We start from the raw sequence: 22,755 nt of genomic DNA on the forward strand, positions 1-22,755 counted from the left end.
CTCCGTGAACGACACCGCTGAAGTGGCCATCCGGCCCGCCACCGCCGAGGATCTGCCCGCCGTCGTCGCCATGCTGGCCGACGATCCGCTGGGTGCTGCCCGGGAGTCTCCCGACGACCTGACCCCGTACCGCGCCGCCTTCAAGCGCCTGGCCGACGACCCGAACCAGCACCTGGTCGTCGCCGTACGGGCGGATCGGGTCGTGGGCACCCTCCAGCTCACGATCGTCCCGGGGCTCTCCCGCAAGGGCTCCACACGTTCCATCATCGAAGGGGTGCGCGTCCACGCCGACGAGCGCGGCAACGGACTCGGCACCCGGTTCATCGAATGGGCGATCGAACAGTCCCGGCTGGAGAACTGCCAGCTCGTCCAGCTCACCTCGGACGGGACCCGGACCGACGCCCACCGCTTCTACGAGCGGCTCGGCTTCACCGCCTCCCACGTCGGTTTCAAGCTGCACCTCTGATCCACCGTGTGTGCGGGCCGGGCCACGGTAGGGGTGGCCCGGCCTACGATCGGAAAATGAGCCCCAGCCTTCCCCTGATCACCACCGCCGAGCGCCGCAACCGGCTCGGCAGGCGGCACCGCCTGGCTGCCTCGGCCCGCGCCGCCACGGTCGGTGAGGCAGCCGAGTCCGTCGTCGCCCTGCACGCCACCGACGCCGCGACCGTCTTCCTCTCCGCCCGCGCCCGGCTCTCCGGGGGCGGGCCGGCCGCGATCGAGCAGGCGCTCTACGAGGACGTCAGCCTCGTCCGGCTGCTCAGCATGCGCAACACGCTCTTCGCGGTCTCCGCCGAACTCGCCCCCTACGTCGACTCCTCCACCGCACGGGGCATCGCAGCCAAGGAACGCCGCACCCTGCTCAAGCACCTCGACGAGGACGGCCAGGGTCTCGACGCCGACTGGCTGGCCGGGGCCGAGGTCGCCGCTCTCGACGCCCTGGACGCACACGGCCCGTGCACCGGCAGCCAGTTGTCGTCAGCCGTGCCCGCCCTGCGCCAGAAGATCACCATCGGCCGGGGCAAGAAGTACGAGACGGAGACCGGTGTCGCCACTCGCGTCATCCGCCTCCTCGCGGCCGACGGGCGCATCCGCCGGGACCGTCCACGCGGATCATGGACGTCCAGCCAGTTCCACTGGGTCCACACCACATCCTGGCCCGTCCTTCCCGCCGCCGAAGCCCGCGCGGAGATCGCCCGGCGCTGGCTCCAGGCCTACGGGCCGGCCACCGAGACGGACCTGAAGTGGTGGACCGGCTGGAGCCTCACCGACGCCCGCAAGGCCCTTGCCGCTGTGGGTCCCGACGAGGTCCGCCTCGAGGACGGCAGCACCGCCCTGGTCAGCCCCGGCGACACCGGGTCCGAACCGGCTCCGGAACCCTGGGCCGCGCTGCTGCCCGGCCTTGACCCCAGCGGCATGGGCTGGTCCGACCGCGGCTTCCACCTCGATCCCGCCCATCGGCCCGCCCTGTTCGACTACGCCGGCAACATCGGCCCCACCGTGTGGTGGAACGGGGAGATCGTCGGCGGCTGGGCCCAGCGTCCCGACGGAGAGATCGTCTGGCGACTGCTGGGAAGCCCCGGACGCGCCGCCGAGCAGGCCGTCTCCGCCGAGGCCGCCCGGCTGGCCGACTGGGTGGGCAACGCCCGCGTCACCCCGCGTTTCCGCACCCCGCTGGAGCGCGAACTCGTCGCCTGAGCGTGCGGCAACGGGGTTCAGCCGATGCCGCGCCAGCCCTGCGGGTCGACCCCGCCGGGCACCGGGGCCTGGGCATCGTACGGCTCCCGAGTGAAGACGAACGAGGCCAGATCCAGGTGGCTCACGGTGCCGTCCGAGCGGCGTACCGCGCGCAGGGTCTCCCCCGCGTAGTAGCCCGACAGGCCGGTCCAACTGCCGTCCGCCTCCACCCGGAAGCGTGCGGTACGTCCGGCGCCGCCCACCGGCCCCAGCTCCAGCGTCCCGTCCGCGCTCAGCCGCACCACATGGGCCGATGTACCCCAGTACCAAGGGCCGCACAGCTCCAGCGCCACCGGGTCCGCCTCGCGGAACGGCCGCCACGGCTCCGGGAACCTCGGCTCCGCATCCGCCACGAGGGCCACCAGGTCCGCAGCCACCCCCGTGGGCGGCAGGCCGGAGGTGCAGTTGGCCAGCACCACGGCCGCCACGTCGTCGGACTCGCTCACCCACAGCCCTGCGACGAAGCCCGGCAGTGAACCGCTGTGCCCGGCGAGCCTGCGGCCGCCGTGGGCCATCAGCTGCATGCCCAGCCCGTAGCCCAGTTCGGCGAGACCCGGTTCCGGCGGTGAGGACGACGTACGCATCTCCCGTACGGTCCGCGCGCTCAGCACCCGCTCGTCGCCGCGCAGCAGGAAGTCCGCGAAGCGCCCCAGGTCGCGGGCCGTGGACCACAGCTGGCCGGCGGGAGCCATCAGCCCGAGGTCCTCCAGGGGCTCGGGCATCATCACGTCCGCCCAGGGGTGCACCGCCCAGCCGCCCGCGTGCGGCGCCTGCGGCTGTCCGCTCGTCCGGTCCAGGCCCAGGGGCTCCAGCACCTCGGAACGCAGCACCTCTTCCCACGGCTTGCCGCGTACCTGCTCGACGAGCGAACCCAGCAGTGTGTACCCCGGGTTGGAGTAGTGGTGCCTGCTTCCCGGGGCGTGCCGGAAGGGCTGCTCACCCAGGACGTCAGCGAGGCCGGGCCGCAGTTCGCCGGGGGTCCGCTCCCACCAGGCGCCAGGGGTCTCGGCCGCCAGGCCGCCGGTGTGGGACAGCAGCTGGGCGATCGTCACCCGGCCGGCGGAGGTCCCGGGCAGGTGCTTCTCCAGCGGATCCGCGAGCTCGATCAGCCCCTCGTCACGCAGCCGCATCACCAGAACGGCGGTGAAGGTCTTGCTGATCGAGCCGATGCGGTACTGCACGTCCCCGTCCGGACCGTGCCCGGCGACGGAGGTCCGGGAGCCTTCCCAGACCAGCTCCCCGCCCCGCACGACGGCCGCCACCACCGACGGCGCACGACCTTCGCTCTGGGCGACCGCGATCCGGTGCCTCAGCGCACGTCGGGTGGCGGGGAGCAGTTCCAGGTCTTCAGAGAGCGCATCCATGATCGGATGCTACGTGTTGGCCATGTCCACGAACCGCGAGTAGTGGCCCTGGAAGGCCACGGTGATCGTGGCCGTCGGGCCGTTTCGGTGCTTGGCCACGATCAGGTCCGCCTCGCCAGCGCGGGGGGACTCCTTCTCGTAGGCGTCCTCGCGGTGCAGCAGGATCACCATGTCGGCGTCCTGCTCGATCGAGCCCGATTCACGCAGGTCGGAGACCATCGGCTTCTTGTCGGTGCGCTGCTCGGGACCACGGTTCAGCTGGGAGAGCGCGATCACGGGGACCTCGAGCTCCTTGGCGAGCAGCTTGAGGTTTCGGGACATGTCCGAAACCTCCTGCTGCCGGCTCTCGGGACGGCGTGAGCCACCCGACTGCATGAGCTGGAGGTAGTCGATGACGACGAGCGAGAGGTCGTTGCGCTGCTTGAGCCGGCGGCACTTGGCGCGGATCTCCATCATCGACAGGTTCGGGGAGTCGTCGATGTAGAGCGGGGCGGCCGACACGTCGGGCATCCGGCGGGCGAGCCGGGTCCAGTCGTCGTCCGTCATCGTGCCGGACCGCATGTGGTGCAGCGCCACCCGGGCCTCCGCCGAGAGCAGGCGCATCGCGATCTCATTGCGTCCCATTTCGAGGGAGAAGATCACGCTCGGCAGGTTGCTCTTGATGGAACAGGCCCGGGCGAAGTCCAGCGCGAGCGTGGACTTGCCCATGGCGGGACGGGCGGCGATGACGATCATCTGGCCCGGATGCAGGCCGTTGGTCAACGAGTCGAGGTCCGTGAAGCCGGTGGGGACACCGGACATCTGGCCGCTGCGCGAGCCGATCGCCTCGATCTCGTCGAGGGCGCCCTCCATGATGTCGCCGAGCGGCAGGTAGTCCTCGGAGGTCCGCTGCTCGGTGACGGCGTAGATCTCGGCCTGGGCGCTGTTGACGATCTCATCGACGTCGCCGTCCGCCGCGTAGCCCATCTGCGTGATCTTCGTGCCCGCGGCGACCAGGCGGCGCAGGACGGCCCTCTCGTGGACGATCTCCGCGTAGTACTCGGCGTTCGCGGCCGTCGGGACGGACTGCACGAGCGTGTGCAGGTACGAGGCCCCGCCGACCTTGCTGATCTCACCGCGCCGGGTCAGTTCGGCGCCGACGGTGATGGGGTCGGCCGGCTCGCCCTTGGCGTACAGGTCGAGGATGGCCTGGTAGATCGTCTCGTGCGACGGCCGGTAGAAGTCGTGCCCCTTGAGGACCTCGACCACGTCGGCGATAGCGTCCTTCGAGAGCAGCATGCCGCCGAGCACCGACTGCTCGGCATCGAGGTCCTGTGGGGGCACGCGCTCGAAGCCGCCGCCACCACCGTCCCAGGAGCCGCCCTCGCGGCCGCGGTCGTGCTGTTCGTCCCCGCGGCCGCGGCCTTCGCTGTTGCGGCGCGTACGGGCGGGCAGACGGTCACCTGGACCGCTGTCGGCCCAGGGGTCGTCCATGGGCTCGGGCATGCTCACCGGGCCGCCTCCTCCCGTCCGCTGCGCGGACCTCGCCGTGCGACTCTTCGTACGACACGGCTCTGACATTTGGGGCACCCGAATCGGCTGTCGACGAGTCGGGCAACGCACCACGGTAGGGCCGCGAGCGGCGTCAGCCAATCTTGTTATCCACAGGCTGTGTGGATGAGATGTGGACGACGGCGCCAATGCTGTGGGTAACTCGCCGGAAGCTGTGTACGGACCGGGGGACGGCGCTGTGGACAAAATCACCCGGCCGCCCCTCACACCCCTCCTGAGCTGCGGTTTCAACGCCCGTCGCCAGTGAGGGAGAAAAATCTTGGCCACTGTCTCAAGATCGCCCCCAACGGGTGGGAAAGAACGTCCAAGTCAGCGCCTTGGTAAGGATCCAAAGGCCCTTGTGTCTATTACCTGTGGAAGATTAGATTGAGCACATGACACAGGCCCCCCCAGCACCGAAGGCTGCGCCGAGACGGCACGACCGGGAGATCTTCGCACTCGCCGTTCCCGCCTTCGGCGCTCTCGTCGCCGAACCCCTCTTCGTGATGGCCGACAGCGCCATCGTGGGGCACCTCGGCACACCTCAGCTGGCCGGCCTGGGCATCGCCGCCGCTCTGCTCACCACCGCTGTGAGCGTCTTCGTCTTCCTCGCCTACGCGACCACTGCGGCCGTCTCACGACGGGTCGGAGCCGGCGACCTCCAGGCGGCGATCAGGCAGGGCATGGACGGCATATGGCTCGCCCTGCTGCTCGGTACAGCCGTCATCGCCGTGGTCCTGCCCGCGGCTCCCTGGCTGGTCTCCCTCTTCGGCGCCTCCGACACCGTCGCCCCCTACGCGATCACCTACCTGCGGATCTCCTCCTTCGGCATCCCGGCGATGCTGATGGTCCTGGCCGCCACCGGCGTCATCAGGGGTCTCCAGGACACCCGCACCCCGCTGTACGTCGCCGTCGGCGGCTTCGCCCTCAATGCGGCCCTCAACGCCGCCCTGGTCTACGGAGCGGATCTCGGCATCGCGGGTTCCGCCTGGGGCACGGTCATCGCCCAGTACGCCATGGCCTTGGCCTACCTCGTCGTCGTCGTACGGGGTGCCAGGCGGCACGGCGCCTCCCTGCGCCCCGATGCGGCGGGGATCCGGGCCTGCGCCCAGGCCGGCGCACCGCTGCTGGTCCGCACGCTCTCCCTCCGCGCCGTCCTGATGATCGCCACCGCCGTGGCCGCCAGGCTCGGCGACGCGGACATCGCCGCGCACCAGATCCTGCTCTCCCTGTGGAGCCTGCTCGCCTTCGCCCTGGACGCGATCGCGATCGCCGGTCAGGCGATCATCGGCCGCTATCTGGGTGCGGGTGACACCGACGGGGCGAAGGCCGTCTGCCGCCGCATGGTGCAGTGGGGCATCATCTCGGGCATCGTGCTCGGCCTGCTGGTCGTACTGGCCCGTCCCGTGTTCATCCCCCTGTTCACCAGCGATCCGGCGGTGGAGGACGCCCTCTTGCCCGCCTTGCTCGTGGTGGCCCTCTCCCAGCCCGTCTCCGGCATCGTCTTCGTGCTCGACGGGGTCCTGATGGGGGCGGGCGACGGCCGGTACCTGGCCTGGGCCATGCTGCTGACGCTCGCCGTCTTCGTCCCGGCCGCGCTGCTCGTACCGGCTCTGGGAGGCGGCCTGACGACCCTCTGGTGGGCCATGACGCTGATGATGCTGGTCCGTATGGTCACCCTCCAGCTGCGGGCCCGCTCGGGCCGGTGGCTGGTCGCCGGAGCGACGCGCTGACGCCCTGCGCTCCCTGGATGTTTCACGTGAAACATGCAGGGGCGCGGCCGGTGTTTCACGTGAAACACCGGCCGCGTCCGGCAACGACGAAGGGCCGCACCCCAGCGGGGTGCGGCCCTTCGAAGGCAGCCCTTAGGCGGCGACGACCTCGATGCCCACGTTCGCGGCCACGTCGGCGTGCAGACGCACGGAGACCTGGTACGAACCGAGGGTCTTGATCGGGGAGCCGAGCTCGACGCGGCGCTTGTCGACCTTCGGGCCGCCCGAGGACTCGATCGCCGTGGCGATGTCGGCCGGGGTCACGGAACCGAAGAGACGACCGGCGTCACCCGCGCGGGTGGCCAGACGAACCTTCACGCCCTCGAGCTTGGCCTTGACCTCGTTGGCCTGCTCGATGGTCGCGATCTCGTGGATCTTGCGGGCGCGGCGGATCTGCGCCACGTCCTTCTCGCCACCCTTGGTCCAGCGGATCGCGAAACCACGCGGGACCAGGTAGTTGCGAGCGTAACCGTCCTTGACGTCGACGACCTCGCCGGCGGCACCGAGGCCAGAAACCTCGTGGGTCAGGATGATCTTCATTAGTCGGTCACCCTTTCCTTATCGCGCGGTGGACGTGTAGGGCAGCAGCGCCATCTCACGGCTGTTCTTGACGGCCGTGGCGACGTCACGCTGGTGCTGCGTGCAGTTGCCGGTAACGCGGCGGGCACGGATCTTGCCGCGGTCGGAAATGAACTTCCGCAGCATGTTCGTGTCCTTGTAGTCCACGTACGCGGTCTTGTCCTTGCAGAACGCGCAGACCTTCTTCTTAGGCTTGCGCACAGGCGGCTTCGCCATTGTGTCTCTCCTGTGTGATCAAGAAGTGGGGATGCGAGCTGCCCTAGAAGGGCGGCTCGTCCGAGTAGCCACCACCGGAGCCGCCGGAGCTTCCGCCCCAGCCGCCCCCGTTGCCGCCCTGCTGCTGGCCACCGGCCGGCGCGCTGGACGCCCACGGGTCGTCGGAGGGAGCTCCGCCGCCCTGAGGGGCACCGCCGCTGGGGGCTCCGCCCCAGTTGCCGCCGCCGCCCTGCTGCTGACCGCCGCCGCCGTATCCACCCTGGCCACCGCGACCGCTGGTCTTGGTGACCTTGGCCGTGGCGCTCTTCAGGCTGGGGCCGACTTCCTCGACGTCCAGCTCGTAGACCGTGCGCTTGACACCCTCACGGTCCTCGTACGACCGCTGCTTCAGCCGGCCCTGCACGATGACGCGCATGCCCCGCTGAAGGGACTCGGCGACGTTCTCCGCCGCCTGACGCCAGACCGAGCAGGTCAGGAACAGGCCTTCGCCGTCCTTCCACTCATTGGTCTGCTTGTCGAAGATGCGGGGAGTGGACGCGACACGGAACTTCGCGACCGCCGCACCCGAGGGGGTGAAGCGCAGCTCGGGGTCGTCGACGAGATTGCCGACGACCGTGATGACGGTCTCGCCTGCCATGGATGAACCTCTCGGCGGGGATTGCTGCTGGGCTGCTGTGCTACTCGGTCCCGATTACCGCTGAACCGAAGTTCAGTGGGTCTCGGGGCGAAGGACCTTGGTCCGGAGAACCGACTCGTTCAGGTTCATCTGTCGGTCAAGCTCCTTGACGACCGCAGGCTCGGCCTGGAGGTCGATGACCGAGTAGATGCCCTCGGGCTTCTTCTTGATCTCGTAAGCGAGACGACGACGGCCCCAGGTGTCGACCTTCTCGACCTTTCCGTTGCCCTCACGGACGACGGAGAGGAAGTTCTCGATCAGCGGGGAGACAGCGCGCTCCTCGAGATCGGGGTCGAGGATGACCATCACTTCGTAGTGACGCATGTGGAACCCACCTCCTTTGGACTCAGCGGCCACGGTCGTTCCGTGGCAGGAGGGTCGTGATGCGTACGCACGGCGTCTGAGAACAGACACCGCGCAGACCGTACAGACTACCCCGCCGACTCCTTCCGGTTGAAATCCGACGGGAGGAGGCCACAATCTGTATCCATCGGGTGTGCTCGGTGCTATGCCCCCGGCCCCTCCGGAGGCGGCCCCGCTGCACCGCTCTGCTTCAGCCAGGAGGTGCCTTCCGATGGCACAGGCAATGCGACCGCAGTCCTCCATCTCCCTCTTCGCGACGGACGGCAAGTCCCACCCCCTGCAGGACACGCTGCTGGCGATCACCGTCGTCCTCGGTGCCGTGGCGTTCATCACGGCGTTCTGGCACCACCTGCACCTGCTGAGCTCGTGGGCCGGGCTGATCGGGATCCTGACCGGGGCCTACGGACAGTTCATATCCGTCACGACACGCGAGCGCTTCGCGCTGATCATCGGCCTTGGCGCCTCTGCCTTCGGTTTCTTGCTGGGCATGGCGCACGGCGGCCTCTTCGGCGGCTGGCTGGGCTGACCGGGCACCTCCGCGACGGGGCGCCGGCCGCACGTCGGCCCGGCCTCCGGCCTGTCCCCCAGATGGGTGGCGCCCCTGTCGCAGTAGGCTTCGCGCCATAGCCAGCGAAGCCGCCGGAGGAGACGCCCCGCATGAGCCTGTCCCTGAGGACCATCAGCCGAGAGCAGCATCTGGGATACCTCCAGAGCCTGCCCTCGGCGAGCCACTGCCAGGTCCCGGCGTGGGCCGACGTCAAGAACGAGTGGCGGTCGGAGAACCTCGGTTGGTTCGACGGCTCCGGCGAACTCGTCGGCGCCGCCCTCGTGTTGTACCGGCAACTGCCCAAGGTCAAGCGGTACCTCGCCTACCTTCCCGAGGGCCCGGTCATCAACTGGTACGCCCCGAATCTGGAGGAATGGCTCCAGCCGATGCTGGCGCACCTCAAGCAGCAGGGCGCCTTCACGGTGAAGATGGGCCCGCCCGTCGTCATCCGCCGCTGGAACTCCACCGCCATCAAGGCCGGGATCCAGGACCCGGACGTCAAGCGGCTGCGCGACGTGGAGGCCTCGGTCATCGAGCCCCGCGCGTTCGAGGTCTCCGACAAGCTGCGCCGCATGGGCTGGCAGCAGGCCGAGGACGGCGGAGCCGGCTTCGGTGACGTCCAGCCCCGTTACGTCTTCCAGGTGCCGCTGGCCAACCGCTCGCTGGACGACGTCCTCAAGGGCTTCAACCAGCTGTGGCGCCGCAACATCAAGAAGGCCGAGAAGGCCGGCGTCGAGGTCGTCCAGGGCGGCTACGAGGACCTGCCCACCTGGCAGCACCTCTACGAGATCACGGCCGAGCGCGACAAGTTCCGCCCGCGCCCGCTCAGCTACTTCCAGCGCCAGTGGACGGCCCTCAACTCCGAGGACCCCAACCGGATGCGCCTCTACATCGCGAAGCACGAGGGGGAGCCGCTGGCCGCCGCCACGATGCTCACCGTCGGCCAGCACGTCTGGTACTCGTACGGGGCCTCCGCCAACCACAAGCGCGAGGTGCGGCCCTCCAACGCGATGCAGTGGCGCATGCTGCGCGACTCCTACGCCCTCGGGGCCAGCGTCTACGACCTGCGCGGCATCTCTGACACCCTGGACGAGAACGATCACCTGTTCGGCCTGATCCAGTTCAAGGTCGGCACGGGCGGCGAGGCCGTGGAGTACGTCGGCGAGTGGGACTTCCCACTGAACAAGGTGCTGCACAAGGCGCTCGACATCTACATGTCCCGGCGCTGACCCCACCCCTCACCCACCCACCCACACACCGCTGCACCACGCAGCTCTTCAGGAGAGGTTCCGGACGGGCATGGCGCTCACGCTCTACGTCGACACCGCGCGCTGGCGTGCGCACCAGAAGCAGATCCAGGACCAGTTCCCCGGGCTGATCCCGGTCTGCAAGGGCAACGGCTACGGCTTCGGCCACGAGCGGCTGTGCGAGGAGGTGACCCGTATGGGCGCCGACATCCTGGCCGTGGGAACGACCTACGAGGCCGCCAGCATCAAGGACTGGTTCGGCGGCGACCTGCTCGTCCTCACCCCGTTCCGGCGGGGCGAGGAGCCGGTTCCGCTCCCCGACCGGGTCATCCGCTCGGTGGCGTCGCTGGACGGGGTGCGCGGCCTGGTCGGCGCCCGGGTTGTCATCGAGTGCATGAGCTCGATGCGCCGCCACGGCATCTCCGAGCAGGACCTCGGCCAGCTGCACACGGCGATCGAGGACGTCCGGCTGGAGGGCTTCGCCCTGCACCTGCCCCTGGACCGCCCGGACGGCTCGGACGCCGTCGAGGAGGTCATCGGCTGGATGGACCGGCTGCGCGCAGCCCGGCTGCCGCTGCACACCATGTTCGTCAGCCACCTGCGGGCCGAGGAGCTGGCGCGGCTTCAGCAGCAGTTCCCGCAGACCCGGTTCCGGGCCCGCATCGGTACCCGCCTGTGGCTCGGCGACCACGAGGCGACCCAGTACCGCGGTGCGGTCCTGGACGTCACGCGCGTCGCCAAGGGCGACCGGTTCGGCTACCGCCAGCAGAAGGCCGCCTCCGACGGCTGGCTGGTCGTGGTGGCCGGCGGCACCTCCCACGGGGTGGGCCTGGAGGCTCCCAAGGCCCTCCACGGTGTGATGCCGCGGGCCAAGGGTGTCGCCCGCGCGGGCCTGGCCACGGTCAACCGGAACCTGTCGCCCTTCGTCTGGGCGGGCAAGCAGCGCTGGTTCGCCGAGCCGCCGCACATGCAGGTGTCGATCCTGTTCGTCCCTTCGGACGCGACCGAGCCGAAGGTGGGCGACGAGCTGGTGGCGCACCTGCGCCACACGACCACGCAGTTCGACCGGGTGCTCGACGCCTGAGCCGGACCGGGCCGCACGGCCCGGCCGCCCGGGCGTGGCACGGTCAGTCCCTGGATCCCGTGCCCCAGTCGACCAGCTGTCCCTCCGAGGGCGCCGCGGTACGCGGCGCCCTCGCCGCGTCCGACAGCACGAACACGTCCTCGGCCCCGTCCAGGACCCCGCCGGAGGGGTCGTCCGAGCCGTCCCGGCGTACGACGTCCCGTTCGGGCAGCAGGACGTCCCGGACGATGACCGCGCACAGGTAGAGCGTGCACAGCAGGTGGGCGGCGATCGCCAGCTGGTAGCCCTCCACCGGCAGCCCCTGGTGCTTGTCCCCGCTGGTCGTGTAGGCGAGGTAGAACCAGATCCCGAGAAAGTACACGACCTCGCCCGCCTGCCAGATCAGGAAGTCGCGCCAGCGCGGGCGGGCCAGCGCGGCGAGCGGGATGAGCCACAGCACGTACTGCGGCGAGTAGACCTTGTTCGCCAGGATGAACACGGCGACGACCAGGAAGGCCAGCTGCGCGAACCGGGGCCTGCGGGGCGCGGTCAGCGCCAGCAGCCCGATGGCTCCGCACAGCAGGAGCGTCAGCCCGGTGGCGTAGGTGTTGGCACCGTCGAGGGGGTTGCCGGAGCGCTGGGAGATCAGCAGCCACACCGACCCGAAGTCGATGGGCCGCTCCTGGCTGAAGGTGTAGAACTTCGTCCAGCCCTCCCAGGCGCCGATCATGACGGGCAGGTTCACCAGGAGCCAGGCACCGGCCGTGCCGAGGGTCGCGGCCCCGAAGGCGCGCCACTTCCCGGCCCGCCAGCACAGCACGAACAGGGCGCCGAGCAGCAGGACGGGATAGAGCTTGGCCGCGGTGGCCAGGCCGATGAGGACACCGAACAGCAGCGGCCTGCCGCGGGACCACATGAGCATCCCGGCCGCGGTCAGGGCGATGGCCAGCAGGTCCCAGTTGATCGTCGCGGTGAGTGCGAAGGCCGGCGCGAGGGCGAAGAGCAGGGCGTCCCAGGGCCGGCGGCGGTGGGTGCGGGCGACGCACACGGCGATGACCGCGGCGCAGATCATCAGCATGCCCGCGTTGACCATCCAGTACATCTGCTCGCGGTGCTGGATGGACCCGGTGCTCGGGGTCACCCAGGAAGCGACCTCCATGAACAGGCCGGTGAGCACCGGATACTCCAGGTACTCCATGTCACCGGGGAGCCGGTCGAAGTAGGGCGTCAGATTGTCGGCGAAGCCGCGTACGGCGTACAGGTGCGGGATGTCGGAGTAGCAGGCGTGGGTGTACTGCGAGCCCGCACCCCGGAACCACGCCCAGTCGTAACAGGGCAGCTTCTGCACCATGCCGAGTACGAACATGCCGAGGGCGACGAGGACCACGACGCGGACCGGGCCCAGCCAGTGGCTGCCGAGCCGGGCGTAGCGGCCCAGGGGGCCGCCGATGAGTTCACTGCCCGCTGCGGCGACCTCGTCCTGCTGGGTGGGCAGTACGGGGCGGTCCTCGTGCACCTTGGTCATGCGCTCATCCTGCCGTACCGGCCCCGGCACGGGGGAAGCCCGTCGCACGAGGTGCGACGGGCTTCCTCAGCTCGCTGGACGGGCCGGTCAGTCGTCCGGGATCCCGGTGGGCCATCCGGTGCTGCCCCCCGGGCGGCCCGGTCTGCCCGAGCTGGACGGGGAGGGCGATCCGCTGGGTCCGCCGTCGGTACCGGCCGCGACCCCGCCGTTGTCGGACCCCCCGTTGTTGGTACCGCCGGTGTTCCCGGACGTGTTCCCGGACGTGGTGCCGGACGTGGTCTCCGGGTCGCAGTACAGCTGCCACGGCTTGCAGGAGGGCTTCCCGCCCTTGGAGGGGCTGGGGGAGACGGTCGGCGGGGAGCTCGACGGGGACGGCGACGGGGAGGCGGACGGGGACGGGACCGCCGACGGGGTCGGCGAGGGCGCGCCCACGGAGTCCGCGATGACGCCCAGGGGCTCGGCCTCCGGGAAGGGCTTGACCGGGGTGCCCTTGAGCGCCTCGCGCATGTACTCGGTCCAGATCACGGCAGGGATGTCACCACCGTGGATGGAGTCGGTACCGCCCACGCCGTTCATGGACATCAGCTTCTTGTCCGCCGAGTTGGGGTCGGTCCGGAAGAGCGCGACGGAGGTCGACAGTTCCGGGGTGTAGCCGACGAACCACGCCGACTTGTTCTCGTCGGTGGTGCCGGTCTTGCCCGCGGCGGGCCGGCCCAACGCCTTGGCCTTCTTGCCCGTGCCGTTCTGGATGACGTTCTCCAGGACCTTGGTCACGTTGTCCGCCACGGCGCTGTCCATGGCCCGCTGGTCCTTCGGGGGCTCGAAGCCGGACAGCAGCTCGCCGTCCTTCTCGACGCTGATCACGGAGTACGGCTCGCGGTGCGTGCCGGAGGCGGCGAAGGTGGCGTACGAGTCGGCCATCCGGATGGCGCTGGGGGTCGAGGTGCCCAGGGCGAACGAGGCGTCGTCGCCCACGCCCATCGACTCCTTGAGGATGCCGGTGGATTTGGCCACGTCGCGGACCTTGCTGTGGCCGACGTCGAAGACGAGCTGGGCGAACGGCACGTTGATGGACTTCTCCATCGCCTCGTTGAGGGTCACGTAGCCGAAGGGGGTGGAGCTCTCGTTCTTCTGCTTGAACGGCTTGCCCGAATTGTCCAGCAGCGGCTTGCCCGCGCGGTTCTTGATCACGGTGAGGTCGTCGGCCATGTACTTGCTGTCGACCGCGAGACCCTCACCGTTCGTGTTCTGGGTCCCGTACTGCATCGCCGCCGCCAGCACGTACGGCTTCCAGGTCGAGCCGACCGGGACACCGCTGGTGTTGGCGTTGTTGCTGAAGTACTTCTTGTCCATGCCGGGACCGCCGTACAGGGCGACGATCGCACCGGTCTTCACGTCGACGGAGGCGGCGCCGAATTGCACGAAGGTGTCGAGGTCGGGGCGCTTCTTCTCGTCGAGGAAGTTGTTGCGGGTGTCTTCGACGGCCTTGACCAGGGCGTCCACCTTCGGCTTCTGGAAGGTGGTCTTGATCCGGTAGCCGCCCAGGGCCATCTGCTCGACGGTGATGTTCTTGGTCTTCATCACGTACTGCTTGGCCGTCTCGACCATGTAGCCGATCTGGCCGGACATGGCACGGGCCTGCTCGGACTCGACGCGCGCGGGGAACTCCGTGTACGTGGCCCGCTCGGCCTTGTCCATCCGGCCGACCTCGACCTCGCGGTCCAGGACCCAGGCCCAGCGCTTCCTGGCCCGGTCCTCGTTGGCGGCGGGGGTGGCCGCGGCACCGATGCCGCCGTCCGGGTTGTAGAGGTTGGGGCCCTTGAGGACCGCGGCGAGGAAGGCGCTCTCGGACGGGTTGAGGTCCTGGCAGTCCTTGCCGAAGTAGGCGCGGGCCGCCGCCTGGATCCCGTAGGCGTCCCGGCCGAAGTACGCGGTGTTGAGGTAGCCCGCGAGGACCGTGTCCTTCTCCTCGGAGATGCCCAGGTTGATCGAGATGAAGAGCTCGGTGACCTTGCGCTTGAGCGTCTGCTCGGAGCCGAGGTAATTGTTCTTCACGTATTGCTGCGTGATCGTCGAGCCGCCCTGGGTGGAGCCGCCCTTGGCCATGTTCCACACGGCCCGGGCGATGCCCATGGGGTCGACGCCCTTGTCCGTCTCGAAGGACTCGTTCTCCGCGGCGATCACCGCGTCCCTCATCGACCGGGGGATCTTGTCGATGGGCACGATCTGGCGGTTCATCGAACCGCCCGTCGCGACCATCTGGCTGCCGTCCTCCCAGTAGAAGACGTTGTTCTGGGCCTGCGCCGCCAGGTTCGGGTTGGGTTTGTTGACCATGGCGATGCCGATGCCCGCACCCGCGATGACGACCGCGAAGAAGCCCAGGGCCGTGCCCGAGACGAACTTCCAGGACGGGACGAAGCGCTTCCAGCCGTCCCTGTCGGACCGCGGGTAGTTGATGAACCGGCTGTCCGGGCGACCGCCCGGGCCGGTGCCACGGCCCTTCCCGGCCGCGCCGCGTCCGCGGCCTGCGGAACCTCGCTGTGCGGCTCGCCGGGCGTCCGCGCGACTGCCCGGGGCAGGCTGGTCTGCGTAGGGCCCGGCGGGTGACGCCGTGGGGACGTCACGTCCGGGGCCGGCGCCCCTGCCGGGGCGCTGCTGGGCGGCCCGGCGGGCCGAAGCACGTCCGCCACCTTGGGGCTGCGGCGGTTTGCGGCGGTGCTCGCTCATCGAACGACTACTCCTCGGGCAGGCGAGTGGCCTGGAAGCGGCAGGTGAGTTCCGGTTCCCCCGGTGTCCTGGCGACACAGACTACGCACGCTCAAAACCCGAACAGTGCCGAAGTTCACCCCAAATCAGGCAACTTGCCTCGTGCGAATTGGTGATGTGACGCCGGTCACCACCCCGCCCCTTGTTGTTGAAGGCAGCCCGTTCTATCGTCTGGATGTATCGAGTCGATACATCAGCTCGGTATAAAGACTCAGGCTCGGAGGAGGCAGGCGGGTGAGCAGGCGCTCAGGCATCCTCGAATTCGCCGTCCTCGGCCTGCTCCGCGAATCCCCCATGCACGGCTATGAGCTGCGCAAGCGGCTCAACACCTCGCTGGGGGTGTTCAGGGCCTTCAGCTACGGAACGCTCTATCCCTGCCTCAAGACGCTGGTCGCCAACGGCTGGCTGATCGAGGAACCGGGCAGCGCTCCGGAAGACGCCCTCGCCGCTTCACTCGCAGGGCGGCGCGCAAAGATCGTCTACCGGTTGACGGCCGCGGGTAAGGAGCACTTCGAAGAGCTCCTCTCCCACACGGGCCCCGACACCTGGGAGGACGAGTCCTTCGCCGCCCGCTTCGCCTTCTTCGGCCAGACCGAAAGAGACGTGCGCATGCGGGTTCTGGAGGGCCGCCGTAGCCGGCTCGAGGAGCGTCTGGAGAAGATGCGCGCCTCACTCGCCCGTACGCGGGAGCGCCTCGACGACTACACGCTCGAGCTGCAGCGGCACGGCATGGAGTCCGTAGAGCGCGAAGTGCGCTGGCTGAACGAGCTCATCGAGAGTGAGCGGGCGGGACGGGATCGGAGACGATCCGGTCCGCCCGACGAAACTGCAAAGTGAGGCCTGCATCTTGCATGCCTCGTCCGAGAACAAACAGGGAGCAACCGGAATGGGTTCGGTTCGCGTAGCCATCGTAGGCGTGGGCAACTGCGCCGCCTCGCTGGTGCAGGGCGTCGAGTACTACAAGGACGCCGACCCGGCGGCCAAGGTCCCCGGTCTGATGCACGTCCAGTTCGGCGACTACCACGTGCGTGACATCGAGTTCGTCGCCGCGTTCGACGTCGACGCGAAGAAGGTCGGCCTCGACCTTTCGGACGCCATCGGCGCCAGCGAGAACAACACCATCAAGATCTGCGACGTCCCGAACACCGGCGTGACCGTCCAGCGCGGCCACACCCTGGACGGCCTGGGCAAGTACTACCGTCTGACGATCGAGGAGTCCGCCGAGGCTCCCGTCGACGTGGTGCAGGTCCTCAAGGACCGTCAGGTCGACGTCCTGATCTGCTACCTGCCCGTCGGCTCCGAGGACGCGGCGAAGTTCTACGCCCAGTGCGCCATCGACGCCAAGGTCGCCTTCGTCAACGCCCTCCCGGTCTTCATCGCCGGCACCAAGGAGTGGGCCGACAAGTTCACCGAGGCCGGTGTCCCGATCGTCGGCGACGACATCAAGTCGCAGGTCGGCGCCACCATCACGCACCGCGTGATGGCGAAGCTGTTCGAAGACCGCGGTGTCCGTCTTGAGCGCACCATGCAGCTCAACGTCGGCGGCAACATGGACTTCAAGAACATGCTCGAGCGTGACCGCCTCGAGTCGAAGAAGATCTCCAAGACGCAGGCCGTCACCTCGCAGATCCCCGACCGCGAGCTCGGCGAGAAGAACGTCCACATCGGCCCGTCCGACTACGTCGCGTGGCTCGACGACCGCAAGTGGGCCTACGTCCGCCTTGAGGGCCGTGCCTTCGGCGACGTCCCGCTGAACCTCGAGTACAAGCTCGAGGTGTGGGACTCCCCGAACTCCGCCGGTGTCATCATCGACGCCCTGCGCGCTGCGAAGATCGCCAAGGACCGCGGGATCGGCGGCCCGATCCTGTCGGCGTCCAGCTACTTCATGAAGTCCCCGCCGGTGCAGTACTTCGACGACGAGGCCCTGGTTAACGTCGAGAAGTTCATCAAGGGCGAGGTCGAGCGCTAGTCGAACGCTGGTCGGATCCCGGGGGCCGTAACGCCCCCTGGACTTCGGCTGTTCTTCCGCGGAGGGTCCCCGGGCATATTGCCCGGGGACCCTCCGCGTATGTGACCCTTGCCCTCATGCCTGTCGTACGTGATCTGCGCGTACTCCTGCGCCTCAGGGACTTCCGCAACCTGCTCGCCGTACGGCTGCTCTCCCAGGCCGCGGACGGGGTCTACCAGGTCGCGCTCGCCACCTACGTCGTGTTCTCCCCCGAGAAACAGACCTCACCCGCGGCCATCGCCTCGGCCATGGCCGTACTGCTGCTGCCCTACTCTGCGGTCGGCCCCTTCGCCGGGGTGCTGCTCGACCGCTGGCGCCGCCGCCAGGTCTTCCTCTACGGCAATCTGCTCCGTGCCCTCCTCGCCTGCGTCACCGGCATGCTGATCGTCGCGGACGTCCCGGACTGGCTGTTCTACGCCTCCGCCCTGTCGGTGACCGCCGTCAACCGCTTCGTCCTCGCCGGGCTCGCCGCCTCGCTGCCCCATGTCGTCCGCCCCGGACAGCTGGTCACCGCCAACGCGCTGTCCCCCACCGCCGGCACCCTGGCCGCCGTCGCCGGCGGGGGGCTGGCCTTCCTCGTCCGGCTGCTGGCTTCCGACTCCGATGCCGTCGTGATCCTGCTGGGCGCCGGGCTCTACCTGTGCGGGGCTCTCGCCTCCCTGCGCCTGGCCATCGACCTCCTCGGGCCGGACCACCCGGTGGGCCGGGTCCACCCCTCGGTGGCCGAGGGCATCATGCTCACCGTCCGGGGCATGGCCGAGGGCTTGCGGCACCTGGCCGAACGGCGCGAGGCCGCCCGGGCGCTCACCGCCATGACCATGATGAGGTTCTGCTACGGGGCCCTGTTCGTCATGCTTCTCATGCTCTGCCGCTACGCCTGGTCGGACAACGAGGCCGACGGGCTGGGCCTGCTGGGCCTCGCGGTCGGCGTCTCAGGGGCGGGATTCTTCGCGGCCGCAGTCATCACACCCTGGCTGGTGGGCCGGCTCGGCACCCTCGGCGCCATCACTCTCTGCGCGGCCGGCGCCGCCGTCCTGGTGCCGGCACTCGGGCTGTTCTTCGCGCCCGGGCCCATGCTGGCCGCCACATTCGTCCTCGGTCTGGCCACCCAGGGCGCCAAGATCTCCACCGACACCGTCGTGCAGTCGCGGGTGGACGACGATTTCCGCGGCCGGGTCTTCTCCGTCTACGACGTGCTCTTCAACGTGGCGTTCGTCGGCGCGGCCGCGGTGGCCTCGCTCATGCTCCCCGCCGACGGTCAATCCGTGACCCTCGTCCTGTGCGTGGCCACCCTCTATGCCGCGACGGCTGCGCTGCTGAGCCGGCACGGGCAACGTTTCACGTGAAACATCGCCGGGCCGACGCCACCGCGTCGATGTTTCACGTGAAACATCGACGCGGACCGCTGCGCGTCAGGCCTGTGCGGCCCACCACTCCTTGAGGGCGACGACCGCCGCATCGTGGTCCATCGGGCCGTTCTCCAGCCGCAGGTCCAGGAGGAAGGCGTACGCCTTGCCGATCACCGGGCCGGGACCGACGTCCAGGACCCGCATGATCTCGTTTCCGTCCAGGTCCGGCCGGATCGAGTCCAGCTCCTCCTGCTCCTGCAGCTGCGCAATCCGTTCCTCCAGCCCGTCGTAGGTCCTGGAGAGGGCGTTGGCCTTGCGCTTGTTGCGCGTGGTGCAGTCCGAGCGGGTCAGCTTGTGCAGGCGCTCCAGCAGCGGGCCGGCGTCGCGGACATAGCGCCGCACCGCGGAATCGGTCCACTCCCCGTCTCCGTAGCCGTGGAAGCGCAGGTGCAGCTCCACGAGCCGGGACACGTCCTTGACCATGTCGTTGGAGTACTTCAGCGCGGTCATGCGTTTCTTGGTCATCTTCGCGCCCACCACTTCGTGGTGGTGGAAGGAGACCCGTCCGTCGCTCTCGAACCGGCGGGTGCGGGGCTTGCCGATGTCGTGCAGCAGGGCGGCGAGCCGCAGCACCAGGTCCGGGCCGTCCTCCTCCAGCGCGATCGCCTGCTCCAGGACGATCAGCGAGTGGTCGTAGACGTCCTTGTGCCGGTGGTGCTCGTCACTCTCCAGCCGCAGGGCGGGCAGCTCGGGCAGCACCCGGTCGGCCAGTCCGCTGTCGACGAGCAGGCCGAGGCCCTTGCGCGGGCCGGGCGAGAGGAGCAGCTTGTTCAGCTCACCCTGCACCCGCTCCGCCGAGACGATCTCGATCCGGTCGGACATCGCCTTCATGGCGGCCACGACCTCGGGGGAGACCTCGAAGTCCAGCTGCGCCGCGAACCGCGCCGCCCGCAGCATGCGCAGCGGATCGTCGGAGAACGAGTCCTCCGGGGTCCCCGGGGTACGCAGCACGCCCGCGGCAAGGTCGTCCAGACCGCCGTGCGGGTCGATGAACTCCTGCTCCGGCAGGGCCAGCGCCATGGCGTTGACCGTGAAGTCACGGCGGACGAGGTCTTCCTCGATCGAGTCGCCGTAGGAGACCTCCGGCTTGCGCGAGGTGCGGTCGTACGCCTCCGACCGGTACGTGGTCACCTCGATCTGGAAGCTGCGGTGGGCGCCCGCGACACGGGCGCTCTTCTGCGCGCCGACGGTGCCGAAGGCGATGCCGACGTCCCACACCGAGTCGGCCCACGGCCGGACGATCTTCAGGACGTCCTCGGGGCGGGCATCGGTCGTGAAGTCGAGGTCGTTGCCGAGGCGCCCGAGCAGCGCGTCGCGGACGGACCCGCCGACCAGGGCGAGGCGGAAGCCCGCCTCCTGGAATCGGCGGCCGAGCTCGTCGGCGACAGGCGCGACCGTCAGCAGTTCACTCACTGCGCGGCGCTGCACCTGACTCAGGGCACTGGGGTGGTCTTCGTTGGCGTTCGGCACAACTGAAAAGGGTACGTGCCCGGCCCGGCGGGGGCGCCCCTGTTTCCGGCGACCCCGGCAGACCCCGGAGCCGGTGAGCAGCCGATCATGTGGAGCAAGGCGCGGCACTCGCGCCCGGCGGGTCTCGTTACCATGCGTGGACGCACAGACGGAGACCACCGACACTTCGAGGGACGGGCTAGCGCGTGGCCGAGGCGGCAGAGAACCAGGGGGCGGCGCCCGTCCCTGTCCGACGCCGATGGCTGCGGCGGGCGGTGGTCCTGCTCGCCGGGACGCCGGTGCTCGCCGCCCTGGTCTACTCACCGGCCCCCAGGGCCCAGGCCGCCGAGGCGGCCGGCGCCGTGGACGTCCAGCTGGACTCCATGGCCCCCGCGGCGCCGGTGAAGGGCGACACCCTCACCATCTCCGGCACGGTGGTCAACAACAGCCGGGAGACGATCACCGACGCCCACGTGGGCCTGCGGGTGGGGCCCGCTCTGGCGGACCGCGCCTCCATCGACGAGGCGGCGGAACGCAACGGTTTCCGTGCCGGCACCGACCCGAGCGAGATCGACTCGGCCCATGCCGTGAAGATCGCCTCGCTGCCTTCGAAGGTGAGCCAGGACTTCACGCTCACCGTCCCGGTGAACAAGCTGGAGCTGGACAAGGACGGCGTCTATCAGCTCGGCGTCTCCGTGTCCGGGGTGACCGACAGCCGCCCGTCGGAGCAGGTCCTCGGGATCAAGAGGACCTTCCTGCCCTGGCAGCCGGACGCCGCAGCCAAGAAGTCCCAGCTCACCTACGTGTGGCCGCTGATCTCCCGCACCCGTGTGACCGCGGAGACCGGCTCCGACGAGCTGCAGACCCCGGTCTTCCTCGACGACTCCCTCGCCGAGGAGCTGAGGCCGGAGGGCCGTCTGGGCCAGATGGTCGCGCTCGGCAAGGAGCTGCCTATCACTTGGGTCATCGACCCCGACCTGCTCTTCACCGTCGACGCCATGACGAAGGGGTACCGGGTCCGCACACCCGACGGGAAGACGGTCCAGGGCAAGAACAAGGCCCTCGCCGAACAGTGGCTGAGCTCACTCGAGGGGGCGGTCCAGGGCAAGAAGGTCGTCGCGCTGCCCTTCGCCGACCCCGACCTCGCCTCGCTCGCCCACCACGGCAAGGACGTCTCGGGCACCCTGGGCCAGCTGCGGCCCGCCACCGACAAGGCCAAGCAGGCCGTCGAGACGGTCCTGCACGTACCGGCGTCCACCGACTTCTCCTGGCCCGTGGACGGTGCCATCGATCCGTCGATCGTGAACGTCGCCACCTCGGCCGGCGCCCACAACGTCCTCACCCGCAGTGACAGCCTCACGGAGACCGGGGCGCTCGGTTACACCCCGTCGGCCGCCCGCCCGATCGGCGCGGGCACCACCGCCGTCGTCGCGGACGCCGAGCTCTCCACCGCCTTCGAAGGGGACATGCTCAACGCCGGGAACGCGGTCCTCGCCGTACAGCGGTTCCTCGCCCACAGCCTGGCGCTCAACCTGCAGAAGACCGACGAGCAGCGCAGCTTCGTCGTGGCGCCGCAGCGGACGCCCTCCCTCAGCCAGGCCCACAGCATGGCCGCCGCCATACGGGCCCTGCAGCCGGGCCGCTGGACGCAGCCCGGAGACCTCGAGGCCGCCGCGGCCGCGAAGCCCGACCCCGGCGCGGCCACCCAGGTGCCGGGCGCCGGGCAGTACCCCGAGGCCCTGCGCAAGCAGGAGCTGCCGGTGTCGGCCTTCGAGAAGATCCGCACCACCCAGAACACCCTCGACCACTTCAAGGTGATCCTGGCCGCCCCCGACCGGGTCGAGATCCCGTTCGGCAACAGCACCAACCGGGAGATGTCCACCTCCTGGCGCGGGCGTCCCGACGAAGCCGGGCTCTACCGGGACGAGGTGCAGGACTACCTGATCGGACTCACCGAGAAGGTCAAGGTCATCCCCAAGTCCGACGCCACCCTGTCCGGACACAGCGCGACCATCCCGGTCAGTGTCCAGAACAGCCTCGTCCAGGACGTCCACAACCTGGTGCTGCGGGTGAAGTCCGCCAACCCCACCCGCCTGATGTTCGGCAAGAGCGGCGAGGCCGAGCAGGAGGTCACCGTCCAGGGCGGGCACAGCCAGACCATCAAGTTCACCGCCAACGCCACCGCGAGCGGCCCCGTCCAGGTCACCGCGCAGCTCTTCACCAAGGACGGCGTCGCCTACGGCAAGGAGCGCACGTTCACCGTCGAGGCCACCGAGGTCACCCCCACCGTCATGCTCGTGATCGCCGGCGGTGTGCTGCTCCTCGTCCTGGCAGGCGTCAAGATGTACGCAAGCCGCAAGCGCGTCGCAGCTCGCGCCGCCGCCGAGGAGAGCACGCAGCAGAGTGACGAGTCCGCGGACACCGGACCGCAAAGCGCCGACGGGTCCGGCACGGGTGAGACAGTGGACCGTTGAGCGACGCCGTGGCCGGTCGGCCTGGGGACG

General features: G+C 69.5%; 19 protein-coding genes. 10 read left to right on the top strand and 9 right to left on the bottom strand.

What is annotated here, in order from left to right:
* Positions 1-4 precede the first annotated feature (4 nt).
* Positions 5-466 (top strand): GNAT family N-acetyltransferase, encoded by a 462-nt coding sequence (locus ACFWUZ_RS11290; protein WP_384370689.1) that lies wholly within the window; start codon positions 5-7, stop codon positions 464-466.
* Positions 467-522: 56 nt separating this feature from the next.
* On the top strand, positions 523-1,698 hold the full coding sequence (locus ACFWUZ_RS11295) for a winged helix DNA-binding domain-containing protein (RefSeq protein WP_384370691.1): 1,176 nt from the start codon (positions 523-525) through the stop codon (positions 1,696-1,698).
* A gap of 17 nt (positions 1,699-1,715) precedes the next feature.
* Here ACFWUZ_RS11295 and ACFWUZ_RS11300 read toward each other — a convergent pair whose 3' ends face one another.
* Both ACFWUZ_RS11300 and dnaB read right to left on the bottom strand, forming a co-directional pair.
* Positions 1,716-3,101, bottom strand: a complete 1,386-nt coding sequence (locus tag ACFWUZ_RS11300) for a serine hydrolase domain-containing protein (RefSeq protein ID WP_384370692.1) — start codon at positions 3,099-3,101, stop codon at positions 1,716-1,718.
* Between the two features lie 9 nt (positions 3,102-3,110).
* Complete coding sequence (gene dnaB / locus ACFWUZ_RS11305; protein WP_031141325.1) at positions 3,111-4,574, bottom strand: replicative DNA helicase; 1,464 nt, start codon at positions 4,572-4,574, stop codon at positions 3,111-3,113.
* Positions 4,575-5,026: 452 nt separating this feature from the next.
* On the opposite strand from dnaB, the gene ACFWUZ_RS11310 reads away from it, so the two are divergent.
* Entirely contained in the window at positions 5,027-6,364 is a 1,338-nt protein-coding gene (locus ACFWUZ_RS11310; protein WP_384370694.1) for an MATE family efflux transporter, read from the top strand.
* Positions 6,365-6,496: 132 nt separating this feature from the next.
* Here the strand turns inward: ACFWUZ_RS11310 and rplI are convergent, their stop codons facing one another.
* The 4 genes from rplI to rpsF form a co-directional block, all read right to left on the bottom strand.
* Positions 6,497-6,943: a 50S ribosomal protein L9 gene (rplI, locus tag ACFWUZ_RS11315; RefSeq protein ID WP_384370696.1), complete on the bottom strand. Its 447-nt coding sequence runs from the start codon at positions 6,941-6,943 to the stop codon at positions 6,497-6,499.
* 18 nt (positions 6,944-6,961) lie between these two features.
* Positions 6,962-7,198, bottom strand: a complete 237-nt coding sequence (gene rpsR, locus ACFWUZ_RS11320) for a 30S ribosomal protein S18 (protein ID WP_005315025.1) — start codon at positions 7,196-7,198, stop codon at positions 6,962-6,964.
* Between the two features lie 43 nt (positions 7,199-7,241).
* The gene (locus tag ACFWUZ_RS11325) at positions 7,242-7,835 is read right to left on the bottom strand and encodes a single-stranded DNA-binding protein (protein WP_384370698.1); all 594 of its coding nucleotides are present in this window, start codon (positions 7,833-7,835) and stop codon (positions 7,242-7,244) included.
* A 72-nt stretch (positions 7,836-7,907) separates the two neighbouring features.
* The gene (gene rpsF, locus ACFWUZ_RS11330) at positions 7,908-8,198 is read right to left on the bottom strand and encodes a 30S ribosomal protein S6 (protein WP_004950685.1); all 291 of its coding nucleotides are present in this window, start codon (positions 8,196-8,198) and stop codon (positions 7,908-7,910) included.
* Positions 8,199-8,448: 250 nt separating this feature from the next.
* On the opposite strand from rpsF, the gene ACFWUZ_RS11335 reads away from it, so the two are divergent.
* The 3 genes from ACFWUZ_RS11335 to ACFWUZ_RS11345 all read left to right on the top strand — a co-directional run bounded on the left by ACFWUZ_RS11335 (position 8,449) and on the right by ACFWUZ_RS11345 (position 11,115).
* Complete coding sequence (locus ACFWUZ_RS11335) at positions 8,449-8,763, top strand: hypothetical protein (RefSeq protein WP_384370700.1); 315 nt, start codon at positions 8,449-8,451, stop codon at positions 8,761-8,763.
* A 131-nt stretch (positions 8,764-8,894) separates the two neighbouring features.
* Entirely contained in the window at positions 8,895-10,013 is a 1,119-nt protein-coding gene (locus tag ACFWUZ_RS11340) for a lipid II:glycine glycyltransferase FemX (RefSeq protein WP_384370702.1), read from the top strand.
* 70 nt (positions 10,014-10,083) lie between these two features.
* Positions 10,084-11,115, top strand: a complete 1,032-nt coding sequence (locus tag ACFWUZ_RS11345) for an alanine racemase (RefSeq protein WP_384370704.1) — start codon at positions 10,084-10,086, stop codon at positions 11,113-11,115.
* A gap of 43 nt (positions 11,116-11,158) precedes the next feature.
* Here ACFWUZ_RS11345 and ACFWUZ_RS11350 read toward each other — a convergent pair whose 3' ends face one another.
* Both ACFWUZ_RS11350 and ACFWUZ_RS11355 read right to left on the bottom strand, forming a co-directional pair.
* On the bottom strand, positions 11,159-12,619 hold the full coding sequence (locus tag ACFWUZ_RS11350; RefSeq protein WP_384370706.1) for a glycosyltransferase family 87 protein: 1,461 nt from the start codon (positions 12,617-12,619) through the stop codon (positions 11,159-11,161).
* An 87-nt stretch (positions 12,620-12,706) separates the two neighbouring features.
* The gene (locus ACFWUZ_RS11355) at positions 12,707-15,346 is read right to left on the bottom strand and encodes a transglycosylase domain-containing protein (protein ID WP_384370708.1); all 2,640 of its coding nucleotides are present in this window, start codon (positions 15,344-15,346) and stop codon (positions 12,707-12,709) included.
* A 273-nt stretch (positions 15,347-15,619) separates the two neighbouring features.
* Here ACFWUZ_RS11355 and ACFWUZ_RS11360 point away from each other — a divergent pair, with 273 nt between their 5' ends.
* From ACFWUZ_RS11360 to ACFWUZ_RS11370, 3 genes are all read left to right on the top strand, one after another.
* The gene (locus ACFWUZ_RS11360; protein ID WP_384370710.1) at positions 15,620-16,222 is read left to right on the top strand and encodes a helix-turn-helix transcriptional regulator; all 603 of its coding nucleotides are present in this window, start codon (positions 15,620-15,622) and stop codon (positions 16,220-16,222) included.
* Positions 16,223-16,271: 49 nt separating this feature from the next.
* Positions 16,272-17,354, top strand: a complete 1,083-nt coding sequence (locus ACFWUZ_RS11365) for an inositol-3-phosphate synthase (protein ID WP_384370712.1) — start codon at positions 16,272-16,274, stop codon at positions 17,352-17,354.
* 116 nt (positions 17,355-17,470) lie between these two features.
* Complete coding sequence (locus ACFWUZ_RS11370; protein WP_384370714.1) at positions 17,471-18,739, top strand: MFS transporter; 1,269 nt, start codon at positions 17,471-17,473, stop codon at positions 18,737-18,739.
* Between the two features lie 66 nt (positions 18,740-18,805).
* Here the strand turns inward: ACFWUZ_RS11370 and ACFWUZ_RS11375 are convergent, their stop codons facing one another.
* Positions 18,806-20,272 (bottom strand): CCA tRNA nucleotidyltransferase, encoded by a 1,467-nt coding sequence (locus ACFWUZ_RS11375; RefSeq protein ID WP_384370716.1) that lies wholly within the window; start codon positions 20,270-20,272, stop codon positions 18,806-18,808.
* A 185-nt stretch (positions 20,273-20,457) separates the two neighbouring features.
* Here ACFWUZ_RS11375 and ACFWUZ_RS11380 point away from each other — a divergent pair, with 185 nt between their 5' ends.
* Positions 20,458-22,725, top strand: coding sequence for a DUF6049 family protein (locus ACFWUZ_RS11380; RefSeq protein WP_384370718.1), 2,268 nt, complete (start codon positions 20,458-20,460; stop codon positions 22,723-22,725).
* Positions 22,726-22,755 lie beyond the last annotated feature (30 nt).

Origin of the sequence: Streptomyces sp. NPDC058646, assembly GCF_042716875.1 — a bacterium.
Classification (GTDB): domain Bacteria; phylum Actinomycetota; class Actinomycetes; order Streptomycetales; family Streptomycetaceae; genus Streptomyces.